We start from the raw sequence: 21,575 nt of genomic DNA on the forward strand, positions 1-21,575 counted from the left end.
CGTCAACTTCATCAAACCGAACCGCCGGAGTTCCTGGCTGCTGCTTTCTTCTTACTTCCCGTTTTAGCGGGAGGCGAACTATAGCAAAGTACACCTCAATTAGGCAAGGGAAATTTGAAAATGATTTGCTGCATTCATTTCCGCGACTATTCTGCCGCAAATAATTTCCACCCACATACCTCACAACACGTCCACGCCTCTACATATAGAAAAGAAGCAGGTTAAAGCGAGTAACAGGTAAAATATCGGCTTTAAAAGAATTACCTAACTTCCATGGCGAAGTTTTTTGGAAACAACTATGTTACGCATTACCGACTTACAGTTACCGCTCGATCATCCGGAAGGCGCTTTAAAAGAAGCGATTCTGCAATATTTAGATATTGAAGAGCAGGATCTTATTCAATTTACAGTCTTCCGCCGCAGCTACGACGCGCGTAAGAAAACAGCGATCGTCTTGATTTATACGGTTGATTTCGAAACAACGCAAGACGATACATTAATACAAAAATATAAAGATCGCCCTCACTTCGGCATCACGCCTGACACCACGTATAAATTTGTCGCCAAAGCAGGGGAAAATCCATTCAAACGCCCCGTAGTCGTGGGCTTTGGTCCATGTGGTCTCTTTGCTGCCTTGCTTTTAGCTGAAATGGGTTATCGCCCTATCGTTCTGGAACGCGGCAAAACAGTGCGGGAACGTACAAAAGATACGTGGGGGCTATGGCGCAAAAGGGAATTGCAACCCGAATCAAATGTTCAGTTTGGCGAAGGCGGTGCCGGTACGTTTTCGGATGGCAAGTTATATAGTCAGATTAAAGATCCCAAGCATTACGGTAGAAAAGTGTTGACTGAGTTTGTCAAATCAGGTGCACCAGAAGAAATCCTGTATGTGAACAAGCCCCATATCGGAACGTTCCGCTTGGTAAAAATGATTGAGGAAATGCGCCATTGCATCGAAGCGCTTGGTGGTGAAATTCGCTTTCAGCAAAAAGTAACGGATATTGATATTCAGGACGGACAAGTACGTGGCCTGCATGTCAATGATGGGGAGTACATTGAGACAGATCACGTCGTTCTAGCGATCGGGCACAGTGCGCGCGATACCTTCCAGATGATCTATGACCGCGGCGTTTATGTCGAAGCGAAGCCTTTTTCAGTAGGCTTCCGAATCGAGCATCCCCAGTCCGTCATTGACAAAGCCCGTTTCGGTCCAAATGCTGGCAACAAGATATTAGGTGCCGCAGACTACAAGTTAGTTCATCACGCAAAAAATGGCCGTTCAGTGTATAGCTTTTGCATGTGCCCTGGCGGAACAGTTGTGGCCGCAACATCAGAACCCGGGCGCGTCGTAACTAATGGTATGAGTCAATACTCCCGCAATGAGCGTAATGCAAACAGCGCGATTGTCGTCGGAATTACTCCTGAAGATTACCCTGGACATCCGCTGGCTGGCATTGATTTTCAACGTAGACTCGAAGAAATAGCGTATCAATTAGGAGGCGAGAATTACAATGCGCCAGGTCAATTGATTGGCGATTTTATTAAAGGTCAATCCTCTTCTGAATTTGGCGATGTGATTCCTTCATATAAACCAGGCGTCACACTCGTTGATTTAGCAAAAGCACTGCCCGAATTCGCAATTACAGCAATTCGCGAGGCGATTCCGGAGTTCGACAAAAAGATTCGCGGTTTTGCAATGAAAGACGGCATCCTAACGGGGATTGAAACAAGAACATCTTCCCCAATACGAATTAAACGAAGTGATACAAACTTGCAAAGTTTAAATACGAAGGGACTGTATCCTGCAGGTGAAGGTGCGGGTTATGCAGGCGGAATCTTGTCAGCGGGTGTTGATGGAATCAAGGTTGCCGAGGCAGTTGCATTAGACATCGAAAAGAAAAAATAATATCTACTAGCTCATACGCACCAAACTCGACCCACATTTTTTTTGATGACACAACCGTGTCTCATACGATGGCGCGGGTTTGGACGTATTGAGCAACGCCATCGAAAACTAGTTAAGCAAGTCATCAAGACCTTCGCTCAGCTCATGTAATGGCGGCATGTCATTGAGTACCATATCTGAAGTTAATCCTAATTTTCGGACAACGTCTAACGGTAATGTCGCTTCCAGCTCTTCATGACTAAATTTATTCTCCTCAGCCCTAGAGCGCCATGCGGCGATGTGAACAATTCCTGCAATGGGCTCGAACTGGTGCGCTTCTAATGGTGCGGCTGACGCCTTGATCGCTTCAGAGAACGTATCCGGAAATCTCCAGCGTTTTGCTAACTCAGCGCCAACATCATAAAAATCATACCCAAAAGAAGTGCGCTCAATACTAGGTCGACGTGCATCGAGCGTACCGGCGATTTTATCTACTTGCAGCGCCTCTTCCGGCATACCAGCATGCATCACGAGTTGTCCAATGGCATGCATTAGTCCGACCGTAAAAGCAAAATCCGAATTGCCATGCGTTTGTTTTGCCAGCCACTTCGCCACAACAGCAGCATGCAGGCTGTAACGCCAAAATTGTTTCAGGTCAATCCCTGGCATGGTTTTAAAACCACCAGTTAAACCACTGCTAACCACCAAGGTGCGGACAGTCATAAATCCCAGCATCAACACGGCATCGTCGACAGAGCCAACGCTACGTGATGAGTGATAATAGGAAGAATTAGCCAATCTTAAGAGTTTGGCGCTCAGAACCAAGTCCGCAGAGAGTTTCTTGGCGATTTCGTCGATAGAGACACTCTCGTTATTGAAACTCTCAATGACTTCCTGCACAACTTTAGGAATGGACGGCAACGCATTTTGTTGTTGGAACAATGAATCGATCTTCATGGGACATCTCCTGATATGGTGACAGCGCAAAAGAACAGCGTGAGTCCTGCATTCTGAATAAATCTCATGCCAGCAACGATTTTTTGATAGTACAAACAAAACATCAAGAAAATAGTTGCTTGCCATTAAAAATCATACTCTGATATTCACGCCCCACAAAACGTTTTATTTAAAAACAGACATTGCCCCTTAATAATTAACCTTGTTTGATGAAAAATTTAATCATCTTTTGCACCATCAATCCCCAACTCCTGAATTTTTCGGGTGATCGTATTGCGGCCTATCCCCAAGCGGATCGCTGCATCATTCTTTCTGCCATGGGTGTGCTTTAATGCGGCGCGGATCACAATAGATTCAAAGCTCTTACCTAATTTAACGATTACGTCAGTTTGACCGTCATTGAGCATCGCCGAAGCCTCAAGCTCTAATAAGGCTACCCAATTAGCGCTGGAAAGAGTACTGCGCTCCTGTGGGAAATGATCGTTTGGCATCGATGGGGAAGCATCGACAACCGTTTGCTTTGCAGGCTCATTTTTTCTTGAATCTGACGCGTTATTGGCAACAGCCACTGGGAGCATATCTTGCGGTAAATCCGCAATTTCCACCGTTTGCCCCGGGGCCATGACAGTAATCCAATTACACAAATTCTCTAACTGTCGGACGTTTCCAGGAAAATCCATGCCAGATAAATAATGCATTGAGGTTTCTGACAGACGCTTCACATCAACACCAAGTTGCTTTGCACTTTGTGCTAAAAAAAACTTAGCCAAAAGCGGAATATCTTCACGTCGCTCACGCAGACTAGGCAGACGCAAACGAATCACATTCAAACGGTGATATAAGTCTTCACGGAACAGGCCATCTTTGACGCGCAATTCCAAATTTTGATGCGTGGCCGCAATGACCCTGACATTCGCTTTCATTGGCTGATGTCCGCCCACGCGATAAAAATGGCCGTCCGACAGAACGCGTAATAATCGCGTCTGAAGATCAAACGGCATATCACCGATTTCATCTAAAAACAGGGTGCCACCTTCTGCTTGCTCGAAGCGGCCGCGCCGCATTGTCTGCGCGCCAGTAAAGGCACCGCGCTCGTGCCCGAATAGTTCTGATTCTAATAAGTCTTTTGGAATCGCCGCTGTATTAAGGGCGATAAAAGGCTGATTTGAGCGTGGGCTGTGTTTATGTAAAGCGCGCGCGACTAATTCTTTACCACTACCAGACTCACCTGTAATTAAGACCGTCACATTTGATTGCGACAAACGTCCGATAGCACGAAATACATCCTGCATAGCAGGAGCCTGCCCCAAAATTTCAGGTGTTTCTGAGATGCTCTGTTCTACATTCGCCTCACGCAAGCTCTCTTCAAGTGCACGACGAATCAGTTCAACGGCCTTATCCAGATCAAACGGCTTCGCTAGATATTCAAAAGCACCGCCTTGAAATGCCGCGACTGCTGAATCGAGGTCAGAAAATGCAGTCATAATAATCACGGGCAGACCGGGGTGTTTTGCTTTTACCGTTTGCAGAAGTTCAAGTCCGGAAGCACCATGCATGCGAATATCAGAAACCAATACTTGCGGGGCTTCGGATTGCAGGGCCACCATCGCATCGCGCGCATTGGTAAAGCTTTTCGTGATCAGATTTTCTCTGGCCAAAGCCTTCTCGATTACCCAGCGAATTGAATCATCGTCATCCACTATCCAAATTGGTTTCATATCTTTATCTTAGTCTTAGGTTTCAACGTAGCGATTAATGATGACACTTTTGGCGTCTCACACTTGATGCGCTTACTTACATTAAGGAAGCGGAATCAGGATCCGGAAATCAGTACAACCAGGGCGACTTTCACACTCAATCACACCCATGTGTTGATCAACAAAGGTTTGTGCCAAAGTTAAGCCTAAACCGCTACCGCCATCCCGTCCAGATACAAGGGGATAAAAAATTCGGTTGCGGATTTCTGGCGGAATTCCAGGTCCGTTATCAATGATATGCAAATCTAATGCCAGCCTGTAACGTACCTTGGCTACGGTAATTTGCCGAACGACTCGCGTTTTAAATGTTAAACAAGCGTCCCCTTGTCGTATTCTTTCATTCAGTGCCTGCGCGGCATTATGCGCAATATTAAGCACCGACTGAATCAGTTGCTCTTTATCACCGCGAAATTCTGGAATCGACAAATCATAGTCACGCTCAATAGTCAGGCCTTGCGGAAACTCAGCAACGATCAGACTTCTTACCCGCTCGCACACTTCATGGATATTAACATCACCAACAATGTGCGGAAGTCGGTGTGGCGCCAGCAAACGATCAACTAGCGTTTGTAGGCGATCAGCTTCTTTGATAATGACCTGCGTGTATTCTCTGAGTTCTTTTAGCTGACGTTCGGGCAATTCCAATTCCAGCAATTGCGCTGCACCACGAATACCGCCCAGTGGATTTTTGATCTCGTGTGCAAGATTACGGATAAGTTCTTTATTCGCTTTATTCTGATCAAGCATACGCTCTTCGCGATCAAGCTTGAGTTGCTGAACGTTTTCACGAAATTCAATCAGTACAGGTAACTCCGGATTATCTAAGGCCGTTACGATGCTGTGCACGTGCAAAGGCTCCCGCCCTGCACGCTCCAGAGTCAAATCCTGGCGTTTATCTGCAAATTGATGCGCTACCGCTTGCTCAAATACAGCGATCAATTCATTCGCATTAAGAAAAAGATCTCCTAATTTCTGGTGAGTCAGCGCTTTTAAAGAACTATCTAATAAACTTTCGGCAGCGGCGTTCGCAAAGACGATGCTGCCCTCGCCATTAAGAACGATAACAGCCGACGTTAGGAGATCAAGTCCGGCAAATGGGGTAAGAGAATTTTTCAACATAGTCCAAAAAAAAGGCCGCACATAGCGACCTTTACGCAAACATCATGCCTGAAAAACGCAAAGCATGTGCATCATCATTATTTCAGGTTATTGAGTTCGCGTTGCAATGCTTCAATATTTTTTGTAGTCCGACTGATATCGTCTTTCATAGACGCAGTTCGTTCCTGATATTTGGCATAGTTGCGCTCCCCCCCCAATCGCTCCGGTTCACCGTTGTTGTATTCTTTTTTCAGATCATCTAATTTTTTTTGCTCTGACTTCAACTCATCTTGCAAGATTTGCTTGCGATCTGAATCACGCGATTTTTGCGTATAGTCGTCAACTTTTGGAAAATCTGAGGGGCTCGATGCAGATTTACCCTGCGCTTTTTTGGTGGGCGATGGCAACGCGGGAGCAGGAACAAGCGTAATGCCCTGCAATTCGACTTTACTGCACCCTTTGGTTGCACCGGTATTTTTATACTCTTTACGTCCATTTGCATCAACGCATAGATAGACCTCGGTCTGCGCGTAGGCAATGCTTTGCAATAAGAGTAAGGAAACAAGGCCAGTCAATAATCGAGTCATATGCATTCAATAGTCGCGAACAGACTTGTAGTGTATTCGAAGCTCGGGCGATACACAATTCCCGCTTACCAGATGTAACAAAGCACGTGAAAGCACAAAAGAAAAAAAGCGGGGTTGCCCCCGCTTTTTCTTTACCTCGTCATGGATTACAGAGAGTAATACATGTCGAATTCAACTGGATGCGTTGTCATACGCATACGTTGAACATCTTGCATTTTCAGTTCGATGTAAGCGTCGATCATACTGTCGCTAAATACACCACCGCGTGTCAGGAACTCACGGTCTTTGTTCAATGCATCCAGTGCCTCTTCCAAAGAAGAACATACTGTTGGGATCAATGCATCTTCTTCTGGTGGCAGATGGTACAAATCTTTTGTTGCAGCTTCACCTGGGTGAATCTTGTTTTGCACGCCATCCAAACCTGCCATCATCAATGCAGCAAAGCACAGATATGGATTTGCCAGTGGATCTGGGAAACGTGCTTCAACGCGACGGCCTTTTGGATTAGCAACATAAGGAATACGGATAGAAGCAGAACGGTTACGTGCAGAGTAAGCCAATTTCACTGGTGCTTCGTAACCTGGAACCAAACGCTTGTAGGAGTTTGTACCTGGGTTAGTGATCGCATTCAATGCTTTTGCATGTTTGATGATACCGCCGATGTAGTACAGAGCGAAATCAGACAAACCAGCATAGCCGTCGCCTGCGAACAGGTTTTTGCCATCTTTCCAGATTGATTGGTGAACGTGCATACCAGAGCCGTTATCGCCAACGATTGGTTTAGGCATGAAAGTCGCTGTTTTGCCGTAGGTATGTGCTACGTTCCAAACAACGTATTTCAGGTTTTGTGTCCAGTCAGCGCGCTCAACCAATGTAGAGAACTTGGTGCCGATTTCATTTTGACCAGCGCCAGCAACTTCATGGTGATGTACTTCAACTGGAATACCCAAGGATTCCAAAATCAGGCACATTTCAGAACGCATGTCCTGGAAGCTGTCGACTGGTGGCACTGGGAAGTAGCCGCCTTTAACAGTTGGACGATGGCCAGTGTTGCCGCCTTCGAGTTTTTCGCCTGTTGTCCAAGAAGCTTCTTCAGAATCAATCTTCACAAAGCAACCGGACATATCGATTTTCCAACGTACGCCGTCGAAAATGAAGAATTCTGGCTCTGGGCCAAAGTAAGCGGTATCACCGATACCTGAGGATTTCAGGTAAGCCTCTGCACGTTTAGCGATAGAACGTGGATCACGGTCGTAACCTTTGCCATCGGATGGCTCGATCACGTCACATTGCATAAACAATGTTGTTTCTTCCATGAATGGATCGATATTTGCTGTGTTTGGATCAGGCATCAACAACATATCAGACGCTTCGATACCTTTCCAGCCGGCGATGGAAGAGCCGTCGAATGCGTGACCAGATTCGAATTTATCAATGTCGAATTGGGAAACTGGAACAGTTACGTGCTGTTCTTTGCCTCGGGTATCAGCAAAACGAAAGTCAACGAACTTAACTTCGTTGTCTTTCGCCATTTTCAAGACTTCTGCGGCTGTCATTGCCATGTGAAACTCCTCAAATAGAGCTAAAAATAAATTCGGAAATTGCTGAGCACTACGCCAGCCATATTAATCGAAGGAAATGAGCGTATCTATCACCCTCTGTCCCATCGAATTTCATGCATCGGCTAAACTCAACTATCAATCATAGCAGAAACTATGCCACCTTCCAGCCGAACAAAAAACAAATAAATTTATGCATAAATTCATGTTTTTCTCTATTTTCATTACTCCAGCGACAACTATTTAAGTAAGCACCAAAAACATGCAGCACTAAATGAGTGCAAAAAAATTTATTTGCACCAAATAAATGCAGCGCATCTTTCTCGACGCAAATAGCCACGTTTTGGTGCATTGGTGCATGGCGCTGGCAGATATCAATAAAATGGCGTCAATGCTACTTCATAAACCCCTATCGTTATATTTAAGTCATCCGCTCAATATTCACCTTCACCTTCGCATGATCAATACGATCATTCATGGGCATTTTTTAGTCAATGATTGATGCGCATCAGAAACAGTGCCGATTGGAAACGAACATGATTGACTCTCATTTATCCATTAGCTATCGTTCGCTTAATGATTGCGCTAACACGACGGCATGACAATATCCGGCAGTTAACATGAAACTTGACTGTTTCCATCGCCGATAGGACTATTAGTAGACATCATATGCCATCTATCTCCAGAAGGTTCTCCTTCAACTCTCATCTCTTTGCGATATGGACGTTCTTAGCGTCGATTGCAGTTGGCACTTCAATTGTTATTAGGCTCGAACAAAGTGCTCTTATTGAAGAACATCTTTCAACCTCAGGGCTGGCAACCATACAAGTGCGGGAAATTGAGGACAAGTTGGCGCACGCTCTGTCTGCAACTTACGCGGTCGCCTCTCTCATCAAGGATCACAACGGCAACGTCGATAATTTTGAGAGTTTTGGGAACCATTTATTATCGTATCACTCAAGTATAGCTGCCTTATATCTTGCGCCGAATGGCATCACAAGCAAGGTCGTGCCAACGGTCTGGAGAAAGTTTGGACTAGGTATCGACTTGTTTAACGATCCTGAACGAAAGACTGAAGCCATCATCGCAAAAAAGACCAACCAACTTTCTTTGGCAGGACCGCTCATGCTCCGCAGAGGAAGTATTGGTATCATTGGGCGCTTACCCATTTTCCTTCAAAAAGAGAATGACCAAAATCATTTTTGGGGAATGGTCTCTGTTGTCATTCCTTTACAACAAATAATCAAAGAAACAGAACTCCCTTTACTTGCGCAACATGGGCATGAGTATGAGTTGTGGCGATACGACCCCGCCACAGGGCTAAAACAAAGTATAGACAAAAGTGCTCATTTTTATCATCAAAGTGCGGTCAGACAAACAATCAAATTACCTAATACCCTCTGGTATCTCGACGTCGCACTCAATGATGCCGATAGATCGCTGATCGCGCTGATCATCAAATGCAGTCTTGTTTTTCTGGTCAGTCTTATCGTTGCTTGCATGGTCAAGTTATTACTCAACAGCAAGCAACAGAAGCGCAGTCTGGAAGCACTCATTACTTCCCGCACCAATGAGCTAGCAGCCAGGGAAGCAGACTTGTGTCGTGCTCAACGCATTTCCAGAACAGGTAGTTGGGTTGCAGACGCCAACCACAAAATTTTATGTTCCAATGAAGCGTACAGCATACTTAAAATTGCCAAGGGCGTTCAATTAGACCGTCAAACTATTCTGAAAAAGATTCACCCTGATGATCGGCGACAAGCCATTGAACATTGGGAGAGCATAAACAGCAATACTCATAGCGAAACTGAATTTCGCTTACTCATCGAAGGTCAAACAACTTGGGTTCATTCACAAATTGAACTCGATAAAACGTCCAGCGGACAAGAACTACGGCGCATCGGTACATTACAAGATATCACAGCCCGTAAGCGTATTGAAGACGATGTGCGGGTGGCTGCGATCGCTTTCGAAGGGCAGGAAGGTATGGTCATTACCGATGAAAATCGCGTCATTTTAAGAGTAAATAAAGCCTTCACCAGAATTACCGGCTACTCCAAAGAAGAAGCCATCGGCAAGACAACCAGCTTACTCAAATCTGGGATGCATGGCGCAAGTTACTACATCGACATGTCTGAACAATTGAAAGAGAATGGCTTCTGGCAAGGAGAAATATGGAATCGTCGCAAAAATGGAGAGATTTATCCCGAATGGCTGACGATCACAGCAGTCCAGTCCACCGATGGAAAAACGATGAATTACGTAGGTACGATGCAGGACATCACCCAACGTAAAGCAACAGAAGCCAAACTAGAACACCTCGCCTACCACGATCCACTGACTGGCTTGGCAAACCGACGCTTGTTACAGGACCGGCTTCAACACGCACTCGCTAACAACAGTCGAAGTAAGCGCCACGGCGCAATCCTTTTTCTTGATCTAGATAATTTCAAGACGATCAACGACATCAACGGCCATGCAATTGGCGATATGATGTTACAGGAAGTGGCTAAAAGACTGGCCAACAGTATTGGTCGCGCTGACACCCTAGCGCGTATCGGTGGTGACGAGTTTGCATTGATTCTAGAAGGCCTCAATGAACACGTGCAAGACGCTGCGATTAAAGCCAAAAAAAACGCCACACAAATTATCGAGCAACTGAAGTTGCCTTTCTTTATCGACGGCCAGCAATACCACACCACAGCAAGTATCGGTATCGATATCTTCAACGCTGAAACCGACTCTGCCAACGAATTGCTCAAACAAGTCGAAGTTGCCATGTATGAAGCAAAAGCATCTGGTGGCAACACCTTATGTTTTTTTGATCCTGACATGCTCAATATCGTGACAGCTCGAGCGGCAATGGAGGCCGATTTGCGTACCGGTATCTGTCAAGGGCAGTTCATCCTGTACTACCAGCCACAAGTTAATAGTGCAGGCAATCTGATCGGCGCGGAAGCATTACTGCGTTGGAAACACCCATTTAAAGGCATGATTTCTCCTGCCGAATTTATTCCTCTCGCTGAAGAGTCAGGATTAATTCTTCCACTTGGTGCCTGGGTGCTTAAAACGGCTTGCCAACAATTGCTTAAGTGGGAGCAAGATCCGGAAACCATGCAACTCACGATGGCTGTTAATGTCAGCGCCAAACAATTCCGCCAGCCGGATTTTGTTTCCGGCGTTTTGTCCACCATCGTAGAGGTCGGCATCGACGCCAGTAAGCTCAAATTAGAACTGACGGAAAGTTTATTAGTTGACGATATTGAAGAAACAATCAATAAGATGAATCAACTCAAAGCCCACGGTGTATGTTTTTCTTTAGATGACTTTGGCACAGGCTACTCTTCCTTAAGTTACTTAAAACGTCTGCCGCTGGATCAGCTAAAAATTGACCAATCCTTCGTCAGAGACATTTTGATCGATCCGAATGATGCTGCAATTACCAGAACAATTATCGGACTCGGTAAGAGTCTGGGTCTGGCAGTCATTGCGGAAGGTGTAGAAACCGAAGCACAGCGAATTTTCTTACAAAGCCAGGATTGTCATGCTTTTCAGGGCTATCTCTACGGTCGCCCCGCGCCCGAGTTGGCCATCGCCCAAAAAGCCCTTGCCATCTGAACAAGCGTGACTGTGCAAAAGGTTCACAGTCATGCATAATCAGTCTTATTTTTCCATTCTTGATGAAGAGATTCAGGCATGTCTGATCATTCTTTGCTGCAACTTGGACGCCATCGCGGACAAGAACAAAACCTGCCTTATGCGGGCGCACTCTCACCGTCTGAAGCCTATAAGTTATTACAATCAACACCTTCCGCATTATTAGTCGATGTGCGCACTAATGCTGAACGCGACTGGATTGGAAAAGTACTGATTAAGCCCGAACAACATTTCGCCGTGCAATGGAGTTTATATCCGGGCGGCGCGCCTAATGCTGAGTTTTTGACACAACTCCAGACAGTCACCAGCAACCAAGACACTGCGATTCTCTTCCTTTGCCGTTCAGGTGTTCGGTCACGTCATGCTGCCAAATTGGCCACTGAACATGGCTACACAAACTGCTATGACATCTTGCAAGGTTTTGAAGGCGACAAAGACGAACACGGACACAGAAAGACCATTGGCGGCTGGTGCTACCAAGATTTACCCTGGGTCGGTGCCTGATTATTGAATAATTCGCTGGCAAAAGCTTCCATATAGAGAAATAGTTTGCTAGAATAGCGAGCTTCGCTGATGTAGCAAGATCGCAACGACGAAATGCAGGAGAGGTGGATGAGTGGTTTAAGTCACACGCCTGGAAAGCGTGCGTAGGTTTATCCCTACCGGGGGTTCGAATCCCCCCTTCTCCGCCAGGATTAAGTTTCAAGCAGTACCAAGAAACACCAAAACCCGCATGTCTCCCAGTGAGCATGCGGGTTTTTCGTTTCAGGACGTGCCAGAACATTCATTGACAGCCCAAGTTTTTGGCGGTATTTTTGACGGTATACCTAGATACCGCTAAAACGTATACCGCCAAAATGCCTAAACTCGTTACGCCACTCACTGACATTCAGGTCAGAAACGCCAAACCCAAAGACAAGGCTTACAAGCTAGCTGATGGCGCAGGCATGTATTTACTTGTCAATCCTGATGCTACTAAGTACTGGCGCTTTGATTACCGGCTCAATGACAAGCGCAATACGTTAGCTTTTGGCAAATACCCAGAAGTTTCGCTGACGCAAGCACGCGACCAGCGCAAAGCAGCCCGTGAGCTTCTGGCATCAGGCACTAATCCAGCCGCTACACGCGACCAAAAGAAGCAACTAGCCAACGATGTGGCCGCCAATACTTTTGAAAAAATTGCCCGTGAATGGCACACAAACCGCCTAAGTGCATGGAGCGCGGCCACAGCCAAAGACACTATCAGCAGGCTCGAAAAGGACATCTTCCCCGAAATTGGCAAGATGCCGATAGCTGATATAACCCACATGCAAATGATTGCGGCCTTGCGTAAGGTTGAAGATCGAGGCGCTGGTGAAGTTGCGCACCGGCTAAAGTCTACCTGTGCGCGGGTATTCAGCTACGCCAACCAACACGGTATCGAGAATAGAAACCCCGCCGCCGATCTTAAAGACGTGCTTAAACCAGTGAAGGCCAGCCACTTTGCAGCTATTTCCGCAGATGAATTGCCAGCCTTTCTGGAATCAATCAATAAAAACGATACCAGACTGTATGCCCCTACCCGCATAGCATTGCGTTTGATGCTGTTAATCTTTGTTCGCAGCAGTGAGCTACGCACTACGCCATGGAGCGAAATTAATTTAGAGACCGGTGAATGGGTAATACCGTGGCAGCGCATGAAGCGAGGCAAGCTGACAATTAACCCAGACCAGACAGATCATCACGTTTGTCTGTCACGCCAAGGGCTTGAGTTACTGCGAGAGCTACACCACTATACCGGTGGCAGTACTTACCTATTTCCGAATCAACGCGACCACAGCAAACCCATGTCAGGCGATGCTATACGCATGGCCTTAAACCGCATGGGCTATGAAGGTAAGATGACTACTCACGGCTTCCGCGCGTTAGCTATGACCACGCTAAAGGAGAAGCTAGGCTACCGCCATGAGACCGTAGATAGGCAACTTGCCCATGCCCAGAAAGACAAGATAGCGAGCGCCTATGATCGGGCGCAATTCTTAGAGGAACGTAAAAAGATGATGCAGCATTGGGCTGATTACCTCGATGGCATAAAGGCCGGACGTAACGTCATTCATGCCAACTTTAAACAGGCGTAAGACAGCGCCAGCAGAGTGCACAAGCCGCTAACCATGCGGCTTGTTTGCATTGTGAATAGACTTTTTTATGATTCGAATAAAAATTTAAGTCATATATTACAAAAATCTGGTGTTACGGTGTTACAAGACAATGTGCAGGCTGGAAAGCTAGGCTAGGCTTCATTTTTACTGTAACACCATATATATAAATAGGTGTTACAAAGGTGTTACGAAGGTGTTACAGCATTTGATGCATGGGCGCTTCATTGCACTATAAAAAACGATGCGCGGGCTAGTTTTCTGGCATCCACACCCAGCGGCGAAAATTGCTATACGTTTCAAACGTATAACAAATAGGTTTATAATAAATTCAAATTTATTTTAAACACTCGAATGAGAAAATGATTCGTACAAATCCTATTACTAATACACAGACTGTTAATCATCCTTCGCTGATTTCAGAGGTTCGTAAAAGTTCGCAGTTATCGCAAAGTAGTTTTGCGTTGCTATTAGGTATTTCGGTTAGAACCTTGCAAGAATGGGAACAAGGTAGAAGCACTCCCTCTGGCGCAGCACAAACCTTGCTAAAGATTGCCCACAAACACCCAGCAATACTGCGTGAATTGGCGGATGTATGAGTGATGCAAATCTAAACGAAAGTATTCAACAAACCATCGAGAAAATTGGCGCTAATTTACAGAAGACCATTTCTGACGCTGCAAGGCTGACCAATAGAATTTACTTCTCATCGATAAAATTCAAAGTCAATATAAGCAAAGATGCAAAGGCAGGATTGGCTTTAATACGATATTTGCAAAAGGCCATTGATGACCCCGACATAAATGACAGCAATGTCATTAAACCACTTTTGGAAGAGTTTCTTAAGAGTTTGGGTACTATGCGTGCAAGTTCGCTTAGTAAGCCGGTAGAACTTAAAAAGGTATTTGCAAAACCACAGCAATTAGATCGGCAAAGATCGGCGGCGAGGGAGCCAAGGAAAAAAGCCAATAAAGACCTTGCACGGAAATGCTTTAATGATTGGTCGTTAGATGTGGGTAAATATAAAAATAAAACTGCATTTGTTGATCACCTTGTTTTTATGGAATGGTGCGGTACTTCGCAAGCAAATACATGGACGAAAGAGTTTATTAAATCTGAAAAAATTAGTGATGATTTGAGGAAAAAATTAAAAATGTCTATAAAAGAATAAGCGTTTATAAAAAAGTCTTATTACTAGCCTAGGTATTGTTAACAATTACCTAGGCTAACAAATATCTACTTCAAGAAATAAACATGAAAATTCGTCTCGTTGAGCGCCACTCATTCCTAGGGTGGGCAACACAAGCCAACAGGGACGAACATGCAACAGAAAACCTCACCACGTTTATTACGCTTGAATAGCGTATTACAACGTACACCAATCAGTAAATCAGAAATATATAGGCGGGTACGAGCCGGTACGTTTCCTGCGCCTATTCGACTAGGGGCCAGAGCGGTTGCATGGCTTGAATCTGACATTGATCAATACATTCAAAAGCTGGCGCAGGAGTCCGCAAAATGAATGAGATCAAACGCAACATCAAAAATGTGATTTCTGTAACTGCATCACAGAAAAACACCAACAATGATTATCTTAAAACTGCTGAAGAACTTAACGAGCGCGGCGGTTTTGGCGATGAAATAAGCAATTTGCTGGAGATGCAGCAGCAAAACATTCTATTTAATACGCCTCGGATAGGCTCAAAACCAGTTTTGCAATTGAAATACAACATGTCGCGCAGTGAAGATGTCGAGTCATTCAACGAGTTTAAACGTCTTGCCAGCGTTGGATTAACGGCGAGTGACCCTAGTAATGTCTTATATGCTGAGATTGAATTCCACGACCCATTGCAACCAGATCAGCCACCTTTCTACATGGCCGCTACCTTGCATTTAGGTGCGATTACTCAGACTAATGACCAGTACGAAAAAGCATATAGACCATTTGATCTGCTTGCATACGCATCTAACCTTTACTGGTATAAAGAAGCGACCAGCGCCAGCAGTAAGAAAGTTACGTTTTCATTTCGCGGCCAGCGATACACCTACCAGATCGAAGATGATTTTTCGCGCTCGACCGAACAAGGCGCTAACTATTCACAGAAAAGTAAAATAATCAGCATTCGCCACTTTAATGGGGAACCGCACGAAGGAATTATTATTGAGGGTATTGTATGACACCGCATTTACTTGCCAACTTCAGGCACAAGTATTATGCTGTGCATGTCCCTGAGAAAAAAGGGAACGAGTTTGACGACTCGACTAGTACAAGGCGCACAGGCCGCGCAATGCGGCTTTTTCATGTGTGTATTGCCTTTGTGCGTCCTTTATGGGCGGCAATGGCGGGGAGGCTTCGGCCTGCCGGTTACCTTGTACGCCGGTTCGTCAACCCCGCCATTTGCTGCCCACCCTGTTTGACGACTGGGAGCAGTTTAACTACTGTACAAGGAGGCATCATGCCTAGTAAATCCACGCCTATTCGTTTAAGAACCAATAGTGACGCATCATCTGTTCAAGAACTGACCATTTACATCGATCACGAATTTGATATTCTCGAATATCGCGGTACTCGCGCCATGCTTGAAGAAGAAGGCGTTATACCTGTTGATTTTAGGTGGCCCACTGCGTATGACGATCTCCGCTGGGAGTCGGGCAAATTCAAATACTGGCTTCTCCGCCACCGGCCCGATGGGGCCAAAGGCTCGCGTAAAGATTTTGTCGATTGTGACTGGTGGCATTTGCGCTGGAACCTGATTAACGCACCAGACTTCTGGCAGCGTCGCCTTGCAAAAATGGAGAAAGCCCTATCCGATGAAATCTACCGTTGCAGCGACAAAGGCAGAGCAGAGTTTTATATTCAGTATGAACGATTATGGGAAGCACGAAAGGACGAAAAATTTCAAGCATTTAAGGCGCTCATCCCCAGCTTAGTCGCACCAAAACGCGGTCGCCCATCAAAAACAATCATCCAACAAGGAGCAGCTGCATGACTAATTCGTCTACTTTACATGCCATGTTGCCACATCCTCTTGGTAAGCAATTTCCACCCACTGAATTAAATATTGATGCCTTTTATCAGGGGGCGGTTAATTGTGGGATACGTGCGGCTCAGGCTTTCTTTAACGAGGATGAAGCAATTAACCTTCATGCACATCTGCCAGCCTGCCTGCACCATTACCTGAATGTATTGCGCGAATCGTGCGCGGCTCTCAAGCCTTCAGAATCGGTTTGGTTACAACATGAGCAGGCTAGTCGTGATGCTTTTTGTGCTGGCTATCTAGGCCGGATACAGCAGGAATTGCGCATCATGCACAGGCCACCAAACCAATACGGCCTCGCTGCTGTAGTGCATTAATAAATAGCCATGACGCCCATTAATAAATTAAGTCGCATTTGTTCGTAAATGCGCTGGGTGTGCATACGTCTGTACAAATTGTATTAGAGCGTTTTCTCTCGGATTTGATACCAAGAGAGAGCAAAGGATAAACGATGCAAAAGAAAACAATTGAACGTCCAAGCCTTGACACGATACAAGCCGCTTTAAGTTTCATACCACCTAATGAGCGCGACTTGTGGCTAAAAATAGGCATGGGCATAAAACAGGAATTTGGTGAGGCTGGCTTTGATGTATTTGACTCTTGGAGTCGAAGCGCAGAGAACTACAATCAAGACGCGGCAAAATCTAGCTGGAAAAGTTTTAAGACCGGCGGCAAGATTGGGATAGGCACTGTGCTATACGAAGCAAAGCAGCGAGGCTTTAATATTAAAGAGTCTTTACCTGCTGCACCGGTCAGCGCAGAGCAAGCCGCACTGCTGGCGCAGGAACGCGCCGACCGCTTGGCCGCAGATCAGGCAGAGATAGAACGAAAACAAGCAGCAGCGGCGAGTATGGCGGCTAAGGCATGGGATAGCGCCAGCAATACCGGCCAATCAACCTATCTACAAAAGAAAGGTATTGCATCACATGGGTTACGTTTTGCGCCACATCGCACCGGCGATGTATTGCTTATTCCCTTGTATGATGTCAGCGGTCAGCTTTGCAATATACAGCGTGTGTTTGCGAACGGTGACAAACGTTTTTATACAGGTGGCCGTGTATCAGCTTGCTTTCATGGGATTGGTGATGCTGGCGCCGGTAGCGTTGTGTTGATCGCCGAAGGTTACGCGACCGCAGCCGCTTTATACGAGGCCACCGGTTATGCTGTAATGGTTGCATTCAGCGCCAGCAATATAGGTCATGTGGCGGCGATAACGCGTGAGCGTTACCCAGAAAAGCGCATATTGATATGTGCTGATGACGATAGCGAGACCGAAAAAAGCACGGGCAAAAATACCGGTGTTATCGCGGCGCAAGTAGCAGCTAAATCGATTCGTGGCCTATGGTGCAAGCCAGAAGGATTGCCAGAGGGCGGGAATGATTTTAACGATCTATTTTTATCCGCAGGTCGTGAAGTTGTGCAGTCTCAGATCAATGCAGCCTTAAATGTATCTGAGACTATCCAGAATCGAGTACAGGCTGAAAAATTAACACCGGCGAAGGTTGATAAGCCCACTCCTGAGAAAGCGCCTCAAAAGCCGCGCCAGCAACAAAGCAAAAATGCTGGCGCTGGACAATCAAGCAAACCATTTTTCACCAATAATGATGAAGGTGTTTTTTATCATGCCTTCCATGAAGGCGAACCATTGCCAGCTCTCAAAATATGTTCATCCTTGCGCGTGATCGCTAAGACTCGTGATGCTGCTAGTAACGAATGGGGTTATCTCTTGGAATTTAACGACCCTGACGGCAATATCAAACGCTGGTCAATGCCAGCCAAGATGTTATCGGGTGATGGCACACAATACCGCGCCGACTTACTTTCAATGGGCTTACTTATTGAACCTGGCTTAAAGGTCAAAAATCATCTAACGACATACATACAAACCGCAGAAGTTCCAGAGCGTGTGCGATGCGTTGAGCGCACCGGCTGGCATGATGATGTTTATGTGCTGCCAGACCGTAGTATTGGCGATGGCACAGAGCAAGTGCTTTTTCAAACTGCTGGCGGTGCTGTATCGCATTTTAAACAGCGTGGCACGCTCGCAGAATGGCAAAGCAATGTCTCGGTGTATTGCCGTGGTAACTCCCGCTTATTGTTCTTTGTATCGGCTGGCTTTGCATCCCTACTGCTGAATCATGCAAAGGTGCAGAGTTTCGGGCTGCATTTAATGGGTAGTAGTTCAACCGGAAAAAGTACAGCCATGAAAGTGGCCGCGTCAGTATTTGGCGGCGCTGACTACGCCCAAAGTTGGCATGTTACAGATAACTCGTTAGAAGCAACGGCACAAAAGCACTCAGATGCTTTGCTGGTATTGGACGAGTTAGGACAAGCAGACCCTAAGATGGTGGGTAATATCGCGTATATGCTGAGTAATGAAAAAGGCAAAGGCCGAGCCACACAAAATGCAACAGCCAAAAAGATAGCGACATGGAGACTGATTTTTATCAGTGATGGGGAATTATCGTTAGAAGCAAAAATGGCAGAGGCAGGCAAGACCACGAAAGGCGGCCAAGATGTAAGGATGGCACATATCAATGCTGATGCTGGTAAGTCATTGGGCTTATTCGATACGGTACATACCTTCGTTGATGGAGCGGCATTATCACGGCATTTAGTAAGCATGGTGCAGCAGTATCACGGCACAGCAGGTCTTGCTTTCATTGAATGGCTTGTAGATAACGTAGCGCAATTGGGTGATGTGCTGGCGCAGACGATCAGCGAAACAACGAAAAAGCTTTGTCCTGAAAATGCGCACGGCCAAGTAAAGCGGGTATCAGATTTTTTCTCATTGGTTGCGGCTGGTGGTGAGTTGGCAACGGCTGCCGGTGTTACTGGGTGGGTAGATGGAGAGGCCACAGAAGCGGCGAGCACTTGTTTTAACGATTGGCTGGCGAGTCGTGGCACAGCGGGCGATATCGAGAAAGATAGGATGTTGGCGCTGTTACCTGATTTTATTCAAGTTAATGGTGATTCACGCTTTGCATGGGTACACAGAGCAATGGACGACCACGCACCGAAGACAATTAACCAAGCAGGGTTTAAACGTCTGGTGAGCAAAGCTGGCAACCCAATTAAAAATAATACTGACTGGCACAAGGAATATGGTGACAAGGTTCATCCGGACGAAGCTGAAGGCGCAATAATTGAATACTTCCTTTTGCCTAAAGTGTTTAAAGACGAAGTGTGCAAAGGTTATGACGTGCGACTCGTGGCAGATAAGCTGGCAGATATGGGTGTGATTGAGAAAGATAATCAAGGAAAGAATAGCGTGCTAGAACGTTTTGCCGGTACTCCTGCACGTTTCTACAAAATACCCAGTAACAAACTTAATTTACTAATTAGCTAATTGAATTAGTGGCGGCGCGGCTTTGTTGTGGCTGGGGGAGGATATCCGTCCGCGCGGAAAAATACCTGATTATGTATACAGGAATGCCAGTAATATCCGCTTTATTTACTTTTTATTGTATTAAGTGCATCAAATCTGTAACACCGTAACACGTTCTATGTGCTCTGTAACACCTATATGGTGTTACGTGGAAAGCTAATATCCATGCAGCTTTGCGGCTAGTTTGATGCGCTTGTAACACCGTAACACCAATATTAATAGACATCCCTAATTCACATCGGTTTAAGTCTGAATTTCTGGAATTTACACAAGCCTGCACCGCGTAATGCTTTCAAGAGAAAAACCCTTGCAAAGCTGCACCAGTGCTAGTCTTTTAGAATCGACTACTGTCCTTTGGTAATTGCCCACTCTGATCAGACGTTTACTAGCACGCCCGTTACCATTCAATTAAGACAGTCAGTGCTTGGGTGTGGCATAACCTCTTTAATTAAATGGGTCCTTACTTTGAATTCCTTAACCACGGGCATTGCACGCCCCGATCTTACTCTACTGTGAAATTTTCCCTTAGGGGGTTGTACCGTAAAAACTGAGCAATGAAGTTAAGATTAAACTTTGGATAGTTCGATAAAAAAGGGTAAGAAAAACTTTTTGACGGTATCTATGACGGTATCTTAAATTTTTTAAAATACGAAACCTAATATTCATGCGAGTTTCAAGACATTATTCGTCTTCCCCCTTCCGCCAGAATTAAGTTTCAAGCAGTACCAAGAAACACCAAAAACCCGCGTAACTCCCAGTGAGTACGCGGGTTTTTCGTTTCAAGACGTGCCAGACGATACATTGACATCCCACTTTTTTGCATCCATGCTTGCATCCATGGATGAACCCGCCTAAAAGCCATGGATGCAAAATGCCGAAACTCGCTACCCCGCTAACTGATATACAGGTCAAAAACAGCAAACCCAAAGAGAAGACATGGACGCTGGCCGATGGCAACGGCCTGTATCTGGAAATTACCCCTGCTGGTAAAAAAAGCTGGCGCATGGCTTACCGGCGACCAATCACCAAGAAAAACAACCGCCTGAGCTTTGGCGATTACCCGCTGATCGGTCTGGCCGAGGCAAGGGCTAAGTGTCTGGCTGCATCTAAGTTGCTGAAAGATGGTATCGACCCCGCCGCCGAGCGCGACGAAAAAAAGCAGCTTGCCGCTGAATCTGCCGCCCACACCTTTGAGAAAATTGCCCGTGAATGGCATAGCACCCGTCTAAGCGCATGGAGTGCGGCCACCGCCAAGGACACCATTAACCGGCTTGAGAAAGATATCTTTCCAGAGATAGGCAAACTCCCTATCAGCGAAGTAACGCACAAGCAAATGATTGCGGCCTTGCGCAAGATTGAAGAGCGTGGCGCTGGTGAAGTCGCGCACTGAGCTTCCCCCGAAATTTAGTTCCCCAAAGGTGACGTAAAATAAACGTAACTTTGGAAAGACAAATGATGAACAGGATACCAAAAAAAGCTTACACGACCGAGTTTAAAGAACTGGCCGTTAAACG

The 21,575-nt window shown here is 45.9% G+C and carries 17 protein-coding genes and 1 tRNA gene; 13 read left to right on the plus strand and 5 right to left on the minus strand.

Features of this window, described 5'->3' with window-relative positions; translation table 11 throughout:
* The first annotated feature begins 298 nt into the window (after positions 1–298).
* Positions 299–1,906, plus strand: a complete 1,608-nt coding sequence (locus ACO0KV_RS17560; protein ID WP_423044328.1) for an NAD(P)/FAD-dependent oxidoreductase — start codon at positions 299–301, stop codon at positions 1,904–1,906.
* A 108-nt stretch (positions 1,907–2,014) separates the two neighbouring features.
* Here the strand turns inward: ACO0KV_RS17560 and ACO0KV_RS17565 are convergent, their stop codons facing one another.
* The 5 genes from ACO0KV_RS17565 to glnA form a co-directional block, all read right to left on the minus strand.
* On the minus strand, positions 2,015–2,842 hold the full coding sequence (locus tag ACO0KV_RS17565; RefSeq protein ID WP_423044330.1) for an HDOD domain-containing protein: 828 nt from the start codon (positions 2,840–2,842) through the stop codon (positions 2,015–2,017).
* A gap of 218 nt (positions 2,843–3,060) precedes the next feature.
* Positions 3,061–4,560: a nitrogen regulation protein NR(I) gene (ntrC, locus tag ACO0KV_RS17570; protein WP_423044332.1), complete on the minus strand. Its 1,500-nt coding sequence runs from the start codon at positions 4,558–4,560 to the stop codon at positions 3,061–3,063.
* Between the two features lie 81 nt (positions 4,561–4,641).
* Entirely contained in the window at positions 4,642–5,718 is a 1,077-nt protein-coding gene (glnL, locus tag ACO0KV_RS17575) for a nitrogen regulation protein NR(II) (protein WP_423044333.1), read from the minus strand.
* 77 nt (positions 5,719–5,795) lie between these two features.
* Positions 5,796–6,284, minus strand: coding sequence for a DUF4124 domain-containing protein (locus ACO0KV_RS17580; protein WP_423044335.1), 489 nt, complete (start codon positions 6,282–6,284; stop codon positions 5,796–5,798).
* A gap of 146 nt (positions 6,285–6,430) precedes the next feature.
* Complete coding sequence (gene glnA, locus ACO0KV_RS17585; RefSeq protein WP_422999817.1) at positions 6,431–7,846, minus strand: type I glutamate--ammonia ligase; 1,416 nt, start codon at positions 7,844–7,846, stop codon at positions 6,431–6,433.
* Between the two features lie 666 nt (positions 7,847–8,512).
* Here glnA and ACO0KV_RS17590 point away from each other — a divergent pair.
* From ACO0KV_RS17590 to ACO0KV_RS17645, 12 genes are all read left to right on the plus strand, one after another.
* On the plus strand, positions 8,513–11,461 hold the full coding sequence (locus tag ACO0KV_RS17590) for a bifunctional diguanylate cyclase/phosphodiesterase (RefSeq protein ID WP_423044337.1): 2,949 nt from the start codon (positions 8,513–8,515) through the stop codon (positions 11,459–11,461).
* 78 nt (positions 11,462–11,539) lie between these two features.
* A complete protein-coding gene (locus ACO0KV_RS17595; protein WP_423044339.1) occupies positions 11,540–12,004 on the plus strand; it encodes a rhodanese-like domain-containing protein in 465 nt (154 codons plus the stop codon).
* Between the two features lie 98 nt (positions 12,005–12,102).
* A tRNA-Ser gene (locus tag ACO0KV_RS17600) sits at positions 12,103–12,192 on the plus strand.
* 123 nt (positions 12,193–12,315) lie between these two features.
* A complete protein-coding gene (locus ACO0KV_RS17605) occupies positions 12,316–13,617 on the plus strand; it encodes a tyrosine-type recombinase/integrase (protein WP_423044341.1) in 1,302 nt (433 codons plus the stop codon).
* Positions 13,618–13,997: 380 nt separating this feature from the next.
* A complete protein-coding gene (locus ACO0KV_RS17610) occupies positions 13,998–14,234 on the plus strand; it encodes a helix-turn-helix domain-containing protein (protein WP_423044343.1) in 237 nt (78 codons plus the stop codon).
* Entirely contained in the window at positions 14,231–14,806 is a 576-nt protein-coding gene (locus ACO0KV_RS17615; RefSeq protein ID WP_423044345.1) for a hypothetical protein, read from the plus strand. Before ACO0KV_RS17610 ends, ACO0KV_RS17615 begins: the two co-directional genes overlap by 4 nt.
* Before the next feature lie 150 nt (positions 14,807–14,956).
* Positions 14,957–15,157 (plus strand): helix-turn-helix transcriptional regulator, encoded by a 201-nt coding sequence (locus tag ACO0KV_RS17620; protein WP_423044347.1) that lies wholly within the window; start codon positions 14,957–14,959, stop codon positions 15,155–15,157.
* The gene (locus ACO0KV_RS17625) at positions 15,154–15,813 is read left to right on the plus strand and encodes a hypothetical protein (RefSeq protein WP_423044349.1); all 660 of its coding nucleotides are present in this window, start codon (positions 15,154–15,156) and stop codon (positions 15,811–15,813) included. The genes ACO0KV_RS17620 and ACO0KV_RS17625 overlap by 4 nt, the downstream gene beginning before the upstream one ends.
* Before the next feature lie 278 nt (positions 15,814–16,091).
* Entirely contained in the window at positions 16,092–16,625 is a 534-nt protein-coding gene (locus ACO0KV_RS17630; RefSeq protein WP_423044351.1) for a hypothetical protein, read from the plus strand.
* Positions 16,622–16,990 carry a hypothetical protein gene (locus ACO0KV_RS17635; RefSeq protein WP_423044353.1) on the plus strand — a complete coding sequence of 123 codons (369 nt, stop codon included), beginning with the start codon at positions 16,622–16,624 and terminating at the stop codon, positions 16,988–16,990. Before ACO0KV_RS17630 ends, ACO0KV_RS17635 begins: the two co-directional genes overlap by 4 nt.
* 134 nt (positions 16,991–17,124) lie before the next feature.
* The gene (locus tag ACO0KV_RS17640; protein WP_423044355.1) at positions 17,125–20,022 is read left to right on the plus strand and encodes a DUF927 domain-containing protein; all 2,898 of its coding nucleotides are present in this window, start codon (positions 17,125–17,127) and stop codon (positions 20,020–20,022) included.
* Positions 20,023–20,932: 910 nt separating this feature from the next.
* Positions 20,933–21,451 carry a tyrosine-type recombinase/integrase gene (locus ACO0KV_RS17645; protein ID WP_423044356.1) on the plus strand — a complete coding sequence of 173 codons (519 nt, stop codon included), beginning with the start codon at positions 20,933–20,935 and terminating at the stop codon, positions 21,449–21,451.
* Positions 21,452–21,575 lie beyond the last annotated feature (124 nt).

The organism is Undibacterium sp. RuRC25W (assembly GCF_049339825.1).
Lineage (GTDB): Bacteria > Pseudomonadota > Gammaproteobacteria > Burkholderiales > Burkholderiaceae_D > Undibacterium.